Annotated in this window: 14 protein-coding genes; 12 read left to right on the top strand and 2 right to left on the bottom strand. The window is 66.2% G+C overall.

The genetic code is table 11. The annotated features are described in order from the left end of the window. Positions 1–26 precede the first annotated feature (26 nt). Together ABFX56_RS06890 and ABFX56_RS06885 are read left to right on the top strand one after the other, a co-directional pair. Positions 27–365: a hypothetical protein gene (locus tag ABFX56_RS06890; RefSeq protein WP_346232516.1), complete on the top strand. Its 339-nt coding sequence runs from the start codon at positions 27–29 to the stop codon at positions 363–365. Further along, complete coding sequence (locus ABFX56_RS06885; protein WP_346232515.1) at positions 362–1,531, top strand: flavin-containing monooxygenase; 1,170 nt, start codon at positions 362–364, stop codon at positions 1,529–1,531. Before ABFX56_RS06890 ends, ABFX56_RS06885 begins: the two co-directional genes overlap by 4 nt. Before the next feature lie 36 nt (positions 1,532–1,567). Here ABFX56_RS06885 and ABFX56_RS06880 read toward each other — a convergent pair whose 3' ends face one another. Both ABFX56_RS06880 and ABFX56_RS06875 read right to left on the bottom strand, forming a co-directional pair. Next, positions 1,568–2,542: an NADP-dependent oxidoreductase gene (locus ABFX56_RS06880; protein WP_346232514.1), complete on the bottom strand. Its 975-nt coding sequence runs from the start codon at positions 2,540–2,542 to the stop codon at positions 1,568–1,570. A 67-nt stretch (positions 2,543–2,609) separates the two neighbouring features. Continuing rightward, positions 2,610–3,212: a YqaJ viral recombinase family protein gene (locus tag ABFX56_RS06875; protein ID WP_346232513.1), complete on the bottom strand. Its 603-nt coding sequence runs from the start codon at positions 3,210–3,212 to the stop codon at positions 2,610–2,612. 152 nt (positions 3,213–3,364) lie between these two features. Between ABFX56_RS06875 and ABFX56_RS06870 the strand changes: the two genes are divergently transcribed. The 10 genes from ABFX56_RS06870 (at position 3,365) to ABFX56_RS06825 (ending at position 13,225) form a co-directional block, all read left to right on the top strand. Further along, complete coding sequence (locus ABFX56_RS06870; protein WP_346232512.1) at positions 3,365–4,105, top strand: sugar phosphate isomerase/epimerase family protein; 741 nt, start codon at positions 3,365–3,367, stop codon at positions 4,103–4,105. Further along, positions 4,105–5,238, top strand: coding sequence for a Gfo/Idh/MocA family protein (locus tag ABFX56_RS06865; protein ID WP_346233167.1), 1,134 nt, complete (start codon positions 4,105–4,107; stop codon positions 5,236–5,238). The genes ABFX56_RS06870 and ABFX56_RS06865 overlap by 1 nt, the downstream gene beginning before the upstream one ends. 1 nt (position 5,239) lies before the next feature. Continuing rightward, positions 5,240–6,280 (top strand): sugar phosphate isomerase/epimerase family protein, encoded by a 1,041-nt coding sequence (locus tag ABFX56_RS06860; RefSeq protein ID WP_346232511.1) that lies wholly within the window; start codon positions 5,240–5,242, stop codon positions 6,278–6,280. Positions 6,281–6,314: 34 nt separating this feature from the next. Further along, a complete protein-coding gene (locus ABFX56_RS06855) occupies positions 6,315–7,061 on the top strand; it encodes a response regulator transcription factor (protein ID WP_346232510.1) in 747 nt (248 codons plus the stop codon). Beyond that, positions 7,058–8,554 carry a sensor histidine kinase gene (locus ABFX56_RS06850; protein ID WP_346232509.1) on the top strand — a complete coding sequence of 499 codons (1,497 nt, stop codon included), beginning with the start codon at positions 7,058–7,060 and terminating at the stop codon, positions 8,552–8,554. Before ABFX56_RS06855 ends, ABFX56_RS06850 begins: the two co-directional genes overlap by 4 nt. 69 nt (positions 8,555–8,623) lie before the next feature. Next, positions 8,624–9,469 (top strand): NAD-dependent epimerase/dehydratase family protein, encoded by an 846-nt coding sequence (locus ABFX56_RS06845; RefSeq protein ID WP_346232508.1) that lies wholly within the window; start codon positions 8,624–8,626, stop codon positions 9,467–9,469. Next, entirely contained in the window at positions 9,462–10,265 is an 804-nt protein-coding gene (locus tag ABFX56_RS06840) for a hypothetical protein (protein ID WP_346232507.1), read from the top strand. The genes ABFX56_RS06845 and ABFX56_RS06840 overlap by 8 nt, the downstream gene beginning before the upstream one ends. Before the next feature lie 225 nt (positions 10,266–10,490). Continuing rightward, the gene (gene rplJ, locus ABFX56_RS06835; protein ID WP_346232506.1) at positions 10,491–11,003 is read left to right on the top strand and encodes a 50S ribosomal protein L10; all 513 of its coding nucleotides are present in this window, start codon (positions 10,491–10,493) and stop codon (positions 11,001–11,003) included. Positions 11,004–11,052: 49 nt separating this feature from the next. Continuing rightward, positions 11,053–11,436, top strand: a complete 384-nt coding sequence (gene rplL / locus ABFX56_RS06830) for a 50S ribosomal protein L7/L12 (protein WP_346232505.1) — start codon at positions 11,053–11,055, stop codon at positions 11,434–11,436. 469 nt (positions 11,437–11,905) lie between these two features. Then, a complete protein-coding gene (locus tag ABFX56_RS06825) occupies positions 11,906–13,225 on the top strand; it encodes an ABC transporter substrate-binding protein (protein WP_346232504.1) in 1,320 nt (439 codons plus the stop codon).

The raw sequence follows: 13,225 nt of genomic DNA, 5'->3' as shown, positions 1-13,225 counted from the left end.
GAGTCGACATTCGTAGCGTTGTCGTTATGAACGTCACCATCATCGCTGGTGCGGTATCGACCGTTATCTTCGGGATCAGCAACCTGCCGATGCTGATCAAGGCGGTGCGCACCAAGGACCTGTCCTCGTACAGCCTGGGCAGCATCGCCCTGATCAACCTGGCCAACGCCGTCCACTCGATTTACGTGTTCAGTCTGCCCGCCGGACCGATCTGGTTTCTGCACTCGTTCTACCTCATCGCATCCGCCGTGATGCTGACCCTCTGCCTGCGCTACCGTCGGCACCCGTTCGCACTGGCAGCCGAAGACGCCGCCCAATCCGTGAAGAAACTGCAGCCCGTCCAGAAATTGGGGGCACTGATATGAACGCCACCGAACACGTCGACACGGTGGTCGTCGGTGGCGGCCAGGCCGGGCTGGCCCTCGGCTACTACCTGGCGCAGCAACAGCGTGACTTTGTGATACTGGATGCTCATGCGCGGGTTGGGGATGCCTGGCGGCAGCGCTGGGACTCGCTTCGTCTGTTCACACCGGCCAAGTTCGACGGGCTACCCGGCGTACGCTTCCCCGAGGATCGGCTGTCCTTCCCGACCAAGGACCAGCAAGCCGATTACCTCGAGGACTACGCCGCACGGTTCGACCTGCCCGTGCACACCGGCGTCATGGTCGACGCGGTGTGGCGCGATGAGGACGGCTTCCTGGTCACCGCCGGTGCCGACCGGTGGCTGGCCAACAACGTGGTGCTGGCGACGGGCGGCAGCCAACGGCCGAGGCTCCCGCAGCTCGCGGCATCGATCGGTCCAGAGGTGCTGCAACTGCACTCCAGCGAGTATCGAAACCCGGCCCAGCTGCGGCCAGGGGCCGTTGTGGTGGTGGGCGTCGGCAACTCCGGGGCAGAGATCGCGCTGGAGGTGAGCCGCTCGCATCCGACGTGGCTGGCCGGAACCCCCAGCGGCCAACTTCCGGTGCGGCACGGGAGGGCGGCGGCTCGGTTTCTGCTCCCGCTGGTCCGCTTCGTCGCTCTGCACGTTTTGACCATGGCGACTCCGGTTGGCCGCAAGGCGCACCTCGCGATGACCACGCGCGCTGCGCCGCTCATCCGTACCAAGATGACCGATCTCGCCGCGGCCGGGGTGCGCTCGGTACCCCGGGTGGTCACGGTCGCGAACGGGATGCCGATGACCGACGGTGATTCGGCCTTGAGCGTCGACAACGTTATCTGGTGCACCGGCTACCGCACCGACTTCAACTGGGTGCACCTGCCCGGCTTCCAGGATGGAGCGCGGCCGGCTCAGGCGCGCGGAATCGTCGATTCCGTGCCGGGCCTGTATTTTCTCGGCCAGGAGTTTCTCTTCTCGGCCGTTTCCGCTACCGTCACCGGCGTGCGCCGCGACGCCCGGTATCTGGCTCGGCACATGAATCCGCCGCTTCGCGGTGAGGGCGCGGCTGCCGGTGCCGCGCGCAACCGCATCCATCTGACCCCTGACCCGTTTCACGGAGATTCTGTCGCCGAGGTTCCAAAACCCCGTTGAGAGGCCCTGGACTGGTCAAATTCTCCTTGAAACGGGTCAGGCGATCGCGAGCACGATCTTGCCGCGCGTGTGCCCGCCTTCGAGGGCGGCGTGCGCGGCCGCGGCCCGCTTCCAATCGAACACCTCGTCCACGTGCACCCGCACCTGGCCGGAGTCGATGAGCGCGCCGATCTGATCCAGTAAGCGGGCGTCCGGGGCCAGCTTGAAGTGGGTGGCCTGAACGCCTGCCGCGGCGGCCTCTTCCATCACGGTCGGCCAGCTTCCGGTGGGAACGTTGACCATGAGGCCGCCCTTACGCAGTGTGGACAAGGACCGGGTGCCGGTATTGTCGTGCACGTTGCCGATCAAGTCCAGCACGACATCCATGTCGTGCGCGACCTCCTCGAAGCGGGTCGAGCCGTAGTCGATCACCTCACGAGCGCCCAGTTCGCGCAAGAAGTCCAGGTTCCCGGCGGACCCGGTCGCCGTGATGTCGGCACCGAAGTGCCGCGCGAACTGCACCGCGAAGTGGCCGACGCCACCGGACCCGGCGTGGATCAGCATCCGCTGTCCCGGGTGCGCCTGCGCCACGTCCACGACCATGCCCCACGCCGTCATCGCGGCCAGCGGCACGGCCGCGGCCTCGACAAGGGACAGTCGTGCCGGTTTTTTCGTGACGCTCAGGCTGGAGACGCTCAGGTATTGCGCGTAGCTGCCCTCGCTGCGGGGCATCGCCGTCATTCCGTAGACCTCGTCGCCCACGTGGAGCGGATGCGCCTCGAACGGTACCGCGGCGACGGTTCCGCTGAAGTCGTAGCCGAGAATCGCGGGCCAGCGGACCGCTGCCGCGGCCCCGCGACCCGCCCGGGTCTTGGCGTCGATGGGATTGATCCCAGCCGCAGCCACCTTGACGAGCACCTCGGAATTGATCAGCAGTGGCATGGGCGCCTCGGCGATGGTGAGCACCTCAGGCGGCCCCGGGTGGTCCACAACAATCGCACGCATGGTGGTGGGGACATCCGTTGCGGTCATGTACCGAAATTTACCGTACGGTCCGCGGCGGTGGAGAAACGATGCACGAAACAGTGTGCCGGGGCCTTCAGCGGTGCAGAAGTTCGAGCACCCGATTCGCCAGCCCCACCAGTACGTGGATCTGGTTGTCGTCCCGCTCGATCCAACGACACTGCGGCTCCGCGCTCACGGGCACGAAGTCGACGTGCTCCTCCCACACCAGAAGGGTGCGCTCGGCACCGACCACGTACTGCTGCCACCACACCTGACGCAGGTACGAACGCGGGATCGAACGCCACGGCTTGTTCGTGGTCTTGATCTCGGCCAGGACCACCTCGCCATCCAGCAGCGCGATCCCGTCCGGAGTCGCCAGATGCAGAGGTTGCGTCGTGGATCGGAACAGGGCGGTGCTCGGTGCGATGCCGTGCCGCTCCTGCACCCATTTGGCGATCTCCGGCTCCCGCGCGCGACCGTGATCGGTGTAGGAGTTGCCGCCGAATCCGCCGCCGATCAGTTTCTCGAGCACGAGCCGTTGCACAGACCGAGCGCTGGACAGCTGTGCGGCATCCGTCGCCGTCACCCCGGCGCGACGCGCTCTCAGCCACGCGACGCGGTCCTCGGAGTGTGCCACGATTCGACGCGTCGGCAGCGTTGCCGGCTCCGCGAACAAGGAGAGCGTCGGCTGGGTCATCACCAACACATTGTCGCGCGTTCCGGATGCCACGGGGCGGCTCGACGCCGGCCCGTCCGCGAATGAGCCCAGCAGTTCAGGGCTGTGGCCGCTGTCTGGGGCGATGATGGGAAAGTGTCGCCGCGCCGTCGCGGCGGCATCCGAGGAGAATCATGACCAGGTCCCAGCCGTCCGTCCAGCTCTACACGGTGCGCGAAGCGTTGGAGGCGGATCTGCAGGGCACGCTGGAGCGCATCGCCGGGATGGGTTTCACCCTCGTCGAACCGTACAACTTCACGGCGTTCGGTGGTCTCGGTTCGGCGCTACGGGCGGCGGGGTTGACCGCGCCGACCACCCATGCCCACTTCGTCGGCCGCGATGCCGGCTCCGTCTTTGCCGCGGCGCGAGAACTCGGGATCGGCACCGTCATCGAACCCTATGTCGAGCCGGAACGCTGGAGGAGCCTCGAGAGCGTGCGCGCGGTGGCCGCAGAGCTGGGCGCGGCGGCGAAGGTCGGCGCCCAGCATGGCGTGCGCGTCGGGTACCACAACCACTCCCACGAGCTGTCGATCCTGCTGGAGGGCCGACCCGCCCTTGAGGTGTTCGCCGACGCACTGGATGACGCGGTGATGCTCGAAGTGGACACCTACTGGGTCGCGGTGGCCGGCCAGGACCCGGTGACGGTACTCGACAACCTGGGCGGACGGGTGCAGGCGCTGCACATCAAGGACGGCCCGGGAACACCGGACACGAAGGACCAGGTCGCCGTCGGTGCCGGTTCGCTGGCGATCTGGGACATCATCGCCTCAGCCCCCGACGCCTTGCGGGTCATCGAACTGGACGACTCCCGAGGCGACCGATTCCAGGCCATCGCCGACAGCCTCGCGTTCCTCACCACCGGGACGGCCGCGTGATGGACACCGGCGCGGTCGGCGTCGGCGTCATCGGCGCCGGCGTGATCAGCACCCAATATCTGAAGAACCTCACGGCCTTTCCCGACCTCGACGTGCGGTTCATTGCCGACATCGACCAGCCCAGGGCGCAGGCCCAGGCCGCCGCGTTCGGCGTCCCGGGTTTCGGATCGGTTGCCGAACTGCTCGCCGATGACGGCATCGAGATCGTGGTGAACATCACGATTCCCAAGGTGCACGTTGAGGTCGCTCTCCAGGTGCTCGCGGCCGGCAAAAACGTCTGGGGCGAGAAGCCGTTCGCGATCACCAGGGCGAGCGGAAGGGAACTGCTCGACGCAGCCCACGCCGCCGGACTGCGCGCCGCATCCGCTCCGGACACGTTCCTCGGCGCCGGCCTGCAATCGGCTCGGCGCCTGGTGGAAAGCGGCGAGATCGGGACGCCGCTCACCGCACTGACGCTCATGCAGAACCCCGGACCGGAACTGTGGCATCCGAGCCCGGACTTCCTCTTCCAGGACGGCGCCGGTCCCCTGTTCGACGTCGGCCCGTACTACATCACCGCTCTGGTCCAATTCTTCGGGCCGATCTCCCGGGTGAGCGCCGGAACCTCCAGGTCGAGGATGCGGCGCACCATCGCCTCGGGTCCGCGGTCCGGCGAGAGCTTCGACGTGACGGTGCCGACGCATGTCGGGGCGCTCTACGAGTTCGCCGGCGGTCAGAGCGCGCAGAGCGTGTTCAGTTTCGACTCGAACATCCGCCGAACCCAGTTCGAGATCGCCGGAGTCGACGGCAGCATGGTCGTTCCGGACCCCAACTTCTTCGACGGCGATATTTCGGTGCATCGCAGTGGGGACGAGATCACCACCTGGCCGGCGAAGGGCACCACGACCAGCCGCGGCATCGGGGTCGTCGAACTGGCCAGGGCCATCCGTGCCGGCCGCCCGGAGCGCGCATCCGGGGAACTCGGCTTCCACGTGCTCGATGTGATGGCCTCCACGATCGAATCCGGCGAGCGTCACGACAGTGTCGACATCACCAGCACCGTGCAGATCGCCCCGGCCCTCGAGGAAGAGTGGGATCCCAGAGCCGCCACCCTGGTGCCGGAGCGATGTGACGAAACGAAGGGACACGATTGACATGACGGAAACAACCCACCCGGTCACCCTGTTCACCGGACAATGGGCCGACCTAACGCTGGAACAAGTCGCGAAATACGCCAGCGACTGGGGATACGACGGCCTGGAGATCGCCTGTTCGGGGGAGCATCTGGATATCTGGCGTGCCGCCGAGGACGACGCCTATCTGAAGGGGCGGCTCGACCTTCTGGCCCGTTACAACCTCCAGGTGTTCGCGATCTCCAACCATCTGGCTGGCCAGGCGGTGTGCGACGACCCGATCGACTTCCGTCACCAGGCCATCGTGGGCCCCAGGGTGTGGGGCGGCGGTGAGGCCGAAGGAGTGCGTCAGCGCGCTGCCGAGGAACTGAAACTCACCGCCAAGGTGGCCAGGAAACTGGGCGTCGACACGGTGGTCGGCTTCACCGGCTCCAGCATCTGGCGGTATGTGGCGATGTTCCCCCCGGTGCCCGCGTCGATCATCGACGCCGGCTACCAGGACTTCGCCGATCGATGGAACCCCATCCTCGACGTGTTCGACGGCGAGGGTGTGCGCTACGCCCACGAAGTGCATCCGAGCGAAATCGCCTACGACTACTGGACGAGCGTGCGCACGCTGGAGGCCATCGATCACCGGAACGCGTTCGGGTTCAACTGGGACCCGAGCCACCTGATCTGGCAGGGCATCGACACCGTCGGCTTCATCGTCGACTTCGCCGACCGGATCTACCATGTGGACTGCAAGGACACCCGGCTGCGGCCTCAGACCGGCCGCGGCGGCATCCTCGGTTCGCACCTGGCGTGGGGCGACCCGCGACGCGGGTGGGACTTCGTCTCGACCGGCCACGGCGACGTGCCCTGGGAGGACGCGTTCCGCGCACTGCGGTCGATCGGCTACGCCGGGCCGATTTCCATCGAGTGGGAAGACGCCGGGATGGACCGCCTGCACGGCGCCAAGGAGGCGCTGCAGTACATCCGCTCGCTGCTCTGGGAGCTGCCGGCCGCCTCCTTCGATGCCGCGTTCAGCGCCAAACCACCGGTGAGAAACCCAGCAGGCTCATAGTCTTCTCTCAGAATTCTGGCGATAGTTGGAAGGCATGAGCGTAGAGGATGCTGTCGCGCCGGCCAGCGCCCGGTTCCGGCGCCGCGACGGTTCCCCGGTTCGTGTCGTCGTGGTGGACGACGAGGCATCGCTGACCGATTTGCTGTCGATGGCGCTGCGTTACGAGGGCTGGGAGGTGCGCAGCGCTGCCGACGGACACAGCGCGCTGAGTCTGATTCGGGAGTTCCGGCCCGACGTCGTTGTCCTCGACATCATGCTGCCCGACCTGGACGGGATGCGCGTACTCAGCCGGCTGCGTGCCGACGGCACCGACATCCCGGTGCTCTTCCTCACCGCGAAGGATTCCTTGGACGACCGGATCGCCGGGCTCACCGCCGGCGGGGACGACTACGTCACCAAACCGTTCAGCCTCGAGGAACTGGTGGCCAGGCTGCGCGGGCTGATCCGCCGCTCCACCACCGTCGTGTCCGAGACCGTCGACCCGCTGCTGCAGGTGGGAGATCTCGTGCTCAACGAGGAAAGCTATGAGGTGCGCCGCGCTGATCGGCAGATCGAGTTGACCGCCACAGAATTCGAACTGCTCCGTTTTCTCATGCGGAACCCTAGGCGGGTGATGAGCCGGATGCAGATCCTCGATCGGGTGTGGAGCTACGACTTCGGCGGCAGGTCGAGCATCGTCGAGATCTACATCTCCTACCTGCGCAAGAAGATCGACGCCGGCGAGAAGCCGATGATCCGTACCGTGCGCGGTGTTGGCTACATGATCAAGGCGCCTGGATGATGGATGCCGCACCGCCGGTGCCGTATCCGCCGTCGCACCGGATGCGAGCAGTTCTCCACCCCGCCGGCTGGACCCTGCGCCGCCGGCTCGTCGTCAGCGTCGTCGGACTGCTGGCGGTGACCAGCATCATCATCGGCACGGTGGGAGTGCTTGCGCTGCAGGGTTTCCTGCTTGATCGGCTGGACAGCCAGCTCACGTCCACCACCGGACGGTCTCGGCAGGTGGTCGGTGAGCCGGACGCCTCGGTGGCCACCCCGGGCTTTCTCACCCTGCCGGGGCAACGTCCCGAGATGCTCGGCGCCGTGATCACCAGCCGCGGCAGCGTCGCCGGGGTGTTGGATGCGTCCGGTGCGGAGCATGCGTTGTCCGCCGAGCAGATCTCCCGGTTACTCACCGTCCACGCCGACGGCAAACCCGCAACGGTCGGCCTGGGCGGCGGGCTGGGGGACTACCGCGTCGCGGTGAATCGCATCGCGGCGGATGCGCTCCTGGTCACCGGGCTGCCGATGGGGGAAGTGCAGGCCACCCTCGTGCGACTCGTCGTGGTGATCGCGTTGGTCACGGCCGCCGCGCTCGCGCTCGCCGCCGTGGGCGGCACCGCCATCGTGCGTCTGGCCTTGCGTCCGCTCGACCGCGTGGTCCAGACCGCCTCGGACGTGTCGGCCCTCCCGCTCGACCGCGGCGAGGTCGCGCTGGCTGTGCGCGTGCCGGAGCGCGACGCCGACCCGAGCACCGAGGTCGGCAAGGTCGGCGCCGCCATCAACCGGATGATCGACCACGTCGCCTCCGCCCTCACCGCCCGCCAGGCGAGCGAGAACAAGGTGCGGCAGTTCGTAGCGGATGCGAGTCACGAATTGCGCACACCGCTCGCGTCGATCCGCGGGTATGCCGAACTCACCCGGCGTGGAGACTACGTGTTGCCCGACGACGTGGTGCACTCGATTGGCCGGGTGGAATCCGAGGCGGTGCGGATGACGTCACTCGTGGAGGACCTGCTCCTGCTGGCACGTCTCGATGAAGGCCGCGACCTGCAGCGCGCCCCGGTCGATCTGGGTCCACTGCTGGTCAACGCGGTCAGTGACGCGCACGCCGCCGGAGGGGAGCATGAATGGCGCCTCGACGTACCGGATGCCCCGGTCGTGGTCAGCGGAGACGCGACGCGGCTGCACCAGGTCGTCATGAACCTGCTGGCCAACGCGAGGATCCACACTCCAGCGGGCACCCAGGTCACCGTCACGCTCGGCACCGGCGAGGCAACCGCGGTCATCGCTGTCGCCGACAATGGCCCCGGAATCCCCGATGACATCCGGGCGGTGCTGTTCGAGCGGTTCGCGCGCGGTGAGCGTTCCCGCTCGAGGGCCACCGGCTCGACAGGGCTCGGCCTCGCGATCGTGCGCGCCGTGGTCGCCAGCCACGGCGGAACCGTATCGGTGACCAGCGTGCCCGGCGACACGGTCTTCCGCGTGGAACTTCCGCTGGCTGGCGGCCGGTAGCCTGTCGCCGCCTCTGTGGTGCCGGGATCGTGCCACACTGGCACTACCCGTGCAGTGTGAGGAACCCGAATGCGAATTGCTGTAACCGGAGGCTCCGGAAAACTGGGCAGCACCGTCGTGCGCGTGCTGAAAGAGGCGGGGCACGCCGTTCACGTGCTCGATGCCGTGGGCGAGCGCGGACCGGGCTTCACCCAGATCGACCTCACCGACTACGGACAGACCGTCGACGCCTTGTTCGGCATCAACGATCGTCACAACGGCCTGGACGCCGTCGTGCACCTCGCCGCGGCCCCCGCCGGTGGCATCCTGGCGGATGCGCAAACCTTCCACAACAACATGCTGGCGACCTTCAATGTGTTCCAAGGTTGTCGCCGGGCCGGGATCAAGACCATCGTCTACGCCGCCAGCGAGACGCTGCTCGGCATCCCGTTCGATGTGCCGCCGCCCTACCTTCCGGTAGACGAGCAATACCCGTCCCGCCCGGAGTCGGTGTATGCGCTGACGAAGCATCTCGAGGAGGAGTTGGCGTCCAAGCTTGTCCGCTGGGATCCGGAGCTGAGCATTACCGCGCTGCGATTCTCCAATGTCATGGTCCCGGAGGACTATGCGGCGTTCGATGACTTCGACGCTGACCCGGGCATCCGCAAGTGGAATCTCTGGGGCTACATCGATGCGCGCGACGGCGCCCAGGCGGTGGCGAAGGCCCTGGAACTGCACAAACGCGGGTTCGACACCTACATCATCGCCGCGGAGGACACCGTCATGAGCCGCTCCAGCACCAGTCTGGCCGCCGAAGTGTTCCCGGATGTCGAGGTCAGAAAGACTCTTGGCGAGCACGAGACGCTGCTGTCCATCGACAAAGCGCGAAGGGTGCTGGGATACGACCCGCAGCACTCTTGGCGTGACCATGCCTGATCTTCTTCGCGGCACTGGGGCGCAGGCGACGCCGGTGCCGCGATATCGAATCGTCGCCGGACTGATCGTGTTCGGGATTGCCCTGCTCACGGCGGTGTTCGGCGCCATGCCGGCCCGGGCCGACGCCGATCCGGTGCCAGAGCAGGTCAGCGAGTACTTCACCGCCGGCCTCGTCCCGCGACTGATCGACCTGTACGGCCCCGATGCCGGTTCGGTCGCCGATACCAAGGCCGGTCATATCTCACGAGTTCGCGAGTGGACGGCCCCGTTCCTGGCCGGAACACACACGAAGATTCCGACTCAATTGACCAACAGCTGGGTGGCACCCGTCCGGGTCAAGGACCGGCCGCTGGGCTTGGCCATCGTGTGGATCAACCCGGCAACCAACCTGCCAGAGCTGGCCGACTTCACCGCCGGTTCGCGCATCGTGTCCGCGATAGCGGCGCTGCCGGCGGATGCGACACTGCTGCACGATCAGGACCACTCGGCCTGGTTCGCCCTCGCGGAGGGCGTGCTGACCCCGCTGGTCACCGGAACGTCCGGCGTGCGGACGCCGACGCCGGTGCAGGACTACCAGGCCAGCCTCTCTCGCGCGGCCGCGCCGACACCGGCCACCCCGGTGAACCAAGGACTGCTGATCGCCGGCATCACCCTCGGCGTCGTGGTGGTGCTTCTGGCGACCTTCGTCCTCCTGCCGGACCGTCGGCGAGTCCGCTCCAATCGCCAGGCGCCGGCACCGGAGGCGGTCACTGTGCCGGAGACCCCGCCGGCACCGGTTTGCGCGGAGGAGAACTGACCCGATAGTCTTACCGGAGCCAAAGACCGCAGGTTTTCGGCGCCCTGTTGTTCTTCGGAACGACGGATGCGTCGATCGAAGGTTCGCTCATGCGAAGGCCCGCGCAGGTGTGTGAAGTTGATTGCCGGCTGCTGACCAGTCGGCAAGGTTGTCCAGCTCCGTGCCCTTGCGCCGGAGCATTTTTTATGTGCGCTCCGCCTGCTGTCACTAACCAGAAGGAGTGCCATGGCGAACAAGGAAGCTTCGGTCGCTGAGCTCACGGAGAAGTTCCGCAGCTCGAACGCCGTACTGCTCACCGAGTATCGCGGTCTCACCGTCGCCCAGCTCAAGCAGCTGCGGATGTCGATCAGTGAGCACGCAACATACGCCGTGGTGAAGAACACGCTCACCAAAATCGCGGCCAACGCGGCAGGGATCAGTTCGTTTGACGACGACCTGGCCGGCCCGTCCGCCATCGCTTTCGTTCACGGTGACCCGGTCACCGTCGCGAAGGCACTGCGCGACTTCACCAAGGCAAACCCCCTGCTCGTGATCAAGAGCGGTTACTTCGACGGTAACCCTCTGACCGCCGCCGGGGTGAACGATCTCGCCGAGCTCGAAAGCCGGGAGGTGCTGCTGGCCAAGCTGGCTGGCGCCTTCAAGGCGTCGCTGTTCGGTGCCGCGTACCTGTTCAACGCGCCGCTGTCGAAGGCCGTTCGCACGGTCGATGCGCTGCGCGCGAAGCAAGAAGCGCAGTAGCGGCGCGAACCAGTCCACAACGTTTCACACGTAATACAAGGAGAACATCATGGCAAAACTGACAACTGACCAGCTGCTTGACGCATTCAAGGACCTGACCCTCATCGAGCTCAACGAGTTCGTGAAGAAGTTCGAGGAGACCTTCGAGGTCACCGCAGCCGCCCCCGTGGCCGTTGCCGCCGCCGGCAACGGTGCGGCCGCCGCGGAAGAGGTCGAGGAGAAGGATTCCTTCGACGTCGTGCTCGAGGCCGTTGGCGACAAGAAGATCCAGGTCATCAAGGAGGTGCGCACCCTCACCAGCCTCGGCCTCGGAGAGGCCAAGGCCCTCGTCGACGGCGCACCGAAGGTCGTGCTGGAAGGCGCGAACAAGGAGAACGCCGAGAAGGCCAAGGCCCAGCTCGAAGAGGCGGGCGCCACCGTCACCCTCAAGTAGCGAGCCTGAGGCGCCCAGCGGCGCCGGAACAGCTACATTCGCGAAATCCCCCGGCCGAATTCGGCCGGGGGATTTTTCGTGAAGATCTCCCAAAAAAGTCTTGTGCCGGATTGTTCGTGTCCGCCATAATGAGGACATCACACATCGGCCCCCCGATTGTTGATACCAGTGCCGTGCTCACCACACCACGTCCGCGAAATTCTAGACAGTCTTACCCTCTGGCTAGCCAATGGCAGATGTTTGGTGCGGGTGAAGGGAGCGGGTGCCCCGAACCCCGCTTCGCTGGTAACGCGCAGTGGGCAGTCCCGGCGACGGGGCTGCCCACTCGCCATCGGTAACGATTGGGTAAATCTCGACGAATCGGCGAAAACTACCCCTTTTCAGACCTCCCCCTCACGCCTAGCGTGATGTCTTCCAGTGGCGTCCTGGCTCATGCCACTGCGCATCCGAGAGACATCGAGGAGAAGCCATGCTTTCCACCTTCCATCGCCGCCTACTGGCTCCCATCGCCACGATCGGGGCCGTCGGGATGATCCTCACCGGCTGCAGTTCGGGCACGCCGACCCCCGGCACGAGCGGTGGTGGGGGAGCAGAGCTCAAGGGCGTCACCCTCAACGTCGCAGCCGACTGGTCCGGCGCTGAGCAGGCCAACTTCGAAAAAGTACTCGACGCCTTCAGCAAGAACACCGGCGCCACGGTGAATTACACCAGCTATGGAAGCAACGTCGCGACCACGCTCAACACGAAGATCGCCGGCGGTGACCCGCCCGACGTCGCGGTGATCCCGCAGCCTGGGCTGCTGCAGTCGCTGGTCAAGGGCGGCAGCCTGATCGAGCTGTCCAAAGACACACTCGACGCCGTGAACAAGAACTTCTCGAAAGACTGGGTCGACCTGGGTTCCGTGGACGGCAAGGCCTACGGAGTGTGGTTCAAGGGATCGAACAAGTCGACGGTCTGGTACAACACCTCGGTGTACGACAATGCCGGGGCGAAAGTGCCCAAGACGTGGGATGACTTCGTTGCGCAGTTGAAACTCGTCTCCGACTCCGGCGTCGCCGGTCTGTCGGTTGGCGCGGACGTCGGCTGGCCGCTGTCCGACTGGTTCGAGAACGTGTACCTGCGCACGGCAGGGCCGGACAAGTACGACCAGCTCACCAAGCACGAGATCCCGTGGACCGATCCGTCGGTGATCGAGGCGTTGACCGTGCTGTCCAAGCTCTGGAGCGACACCACGATCCTCGAGCCCGGCGGCGCACAGCGCACCTTCGGGGACTCGGTGACCGAGGTGTTCGGCGATCCACCCAAGGCCGGCACGGTGTACGAAGGTGACTTTGTCGCGGGGAACATCACCTCACAGACGAAAGCCAAGATCGGAACCGACGCCAAGTTCTACGACTTCCCGTCGATCAACGGCTCGGACCCTGCGGTCGTCGGCGGCGGTAACGCAGCCATCCAGTTGAAGGACAACAAGGGCGCCGCTGCGCTGATGACCTACCTTGCGTCGCCGGAGGCGGCGTCCATCTGGGTGAAGCTGGGTGGATTCACCTCGCCCAACAAGGCCGTCGACACCGGCGACTACCCGGATGACACCTCGCGGCAGATCGCCGAGGCGCTGGTGGGAGCAAAGACCTTCCGCTTTGACATGTCCGACCAGGCGCCGAGCGCGTTCGGTGGCACGCCGGGTTCGGGTGAATGGAAGATCCTGATCGACTTCTACAACAACCCCAGCGACATCCAGGGCACGGCGGCCGCGCTTGAGGCGGCTGCGGCGTCCGCGTACACGGGCTGA

Source organism: Parafrigoribacterium mesophilum (genome assembly GCF_039652555.1).
GTDB lineage: Bacteria > Actinomycetota > Actinomycetes > Actinomycetales > Microbacteriaceae > Parafrigoribacterium > Parafrigoribacterium mesophilum.
This window is presented reverse-complemented; position numbering and strand designations above follow the sequence as displayed.

Excerpts from the sequence above, each read along its gene's own strand:
- ABFX56_RS06855 (WP_346232510.1), top strand. The coding sequence starts at position 6,315 with ATGAGCGTAGAGGATGCTGTCGCGCCGGCCAGCGCCCGGTTCCGGCGC.
- ABFX56_RS06865 (WP_346233167.1), top strand. The coding sequence starts at position 4,105 with ATGGACACCGGCGCGGTCGGCGTCGGCGTCATCGGCGCCGGCGTGATC.
- rplL (WP_346232505.1), top strand. The coding sequence starts at position 11,053 with ATGGCAAAACTGACAACTGACCAGCTGCTTGACGCATTCAAGGACCTG.
- ABFX56_RS06885 (WP_346232515.1), top strand. The coding sequence starts at position 362 with ATGAACGCCACCGAACACGTCGACACGGTGGTCGTCGGTGGCGGCCAG.
- ABFX56_RS06850 (WP_346232509.1), top strand. The coding sequence starts at position 7,058 with ATGATGGATGCCGCACCGCCGGTGCCGTATCCGCCGTCGCACCGGATG.
- rplJ (WP_346232506.1), top strand. The coding sequence starts at position 10,491 with ATGGCGAACAAGGAAGCTTCGGTCGCTGAGCTCACGGAGAAGTTCCGC.
- ABFX56_RS06875 (WP_346232513.1), bottom strand. The coding sequence starts at position 3,212 with ATGACCCAGCCGACGCTCTCCTTGTTCGCGGAGCCGGCAACGCTGCCG.
- ABFX56_RS06860 (WP_346232511.1), top strand. The coding sequence starts at position 5,240 with ATGACGGAAACAACCCACCCGGTCACCCTGTTCACCGGACAATGGGCC.
- ABFX56_RS06845 (WP_346232508.1), top strand. The coding sequence starts at position 8,624 with ATGCGAATTGCTGTAACCGGAGGCTCCGGAAAACTGGGCAGCACCGTC.
- ABFX56_RS06880 (WP_346232514.1), bottom strand. The coding sequence starts at position 2,542 with ATGACCGCAACGGATGTCCCCACCACCATGCGTGCGATTGTTGTGGAC.
- ABFX56_RS06870 (WP_346232512.1), top strand. The coding sequence starts at position 3,365 with ATGACCAGGTCCCAGCCGTCCGTCCAGCTCTACACGGTGCGCGAAGCG.
- ABFX56_RS06825 (WP_346232504.1), top strand. The coding sequence starts at position 11,906 with ATGCTTTCCACCTTCCATCGCCGCCTACTGGCTCCCATCGCCACGATC.
- ABFX56_RS06840 (WP_346232507.1), top strand. The coding sequence starts at position 9,462 with ATGCCTGATCTTCTTCGCGGCACTGGGGCGCAGGCGACGCCGGTGCCG.
- ABFX56_RS06890 (WP_346232516.1), top strand. The coding sequence starts at position 27 with ATGAACGTCACCATCATCGCTGGTGCGGTATCGACCGTTATCTTCGGG.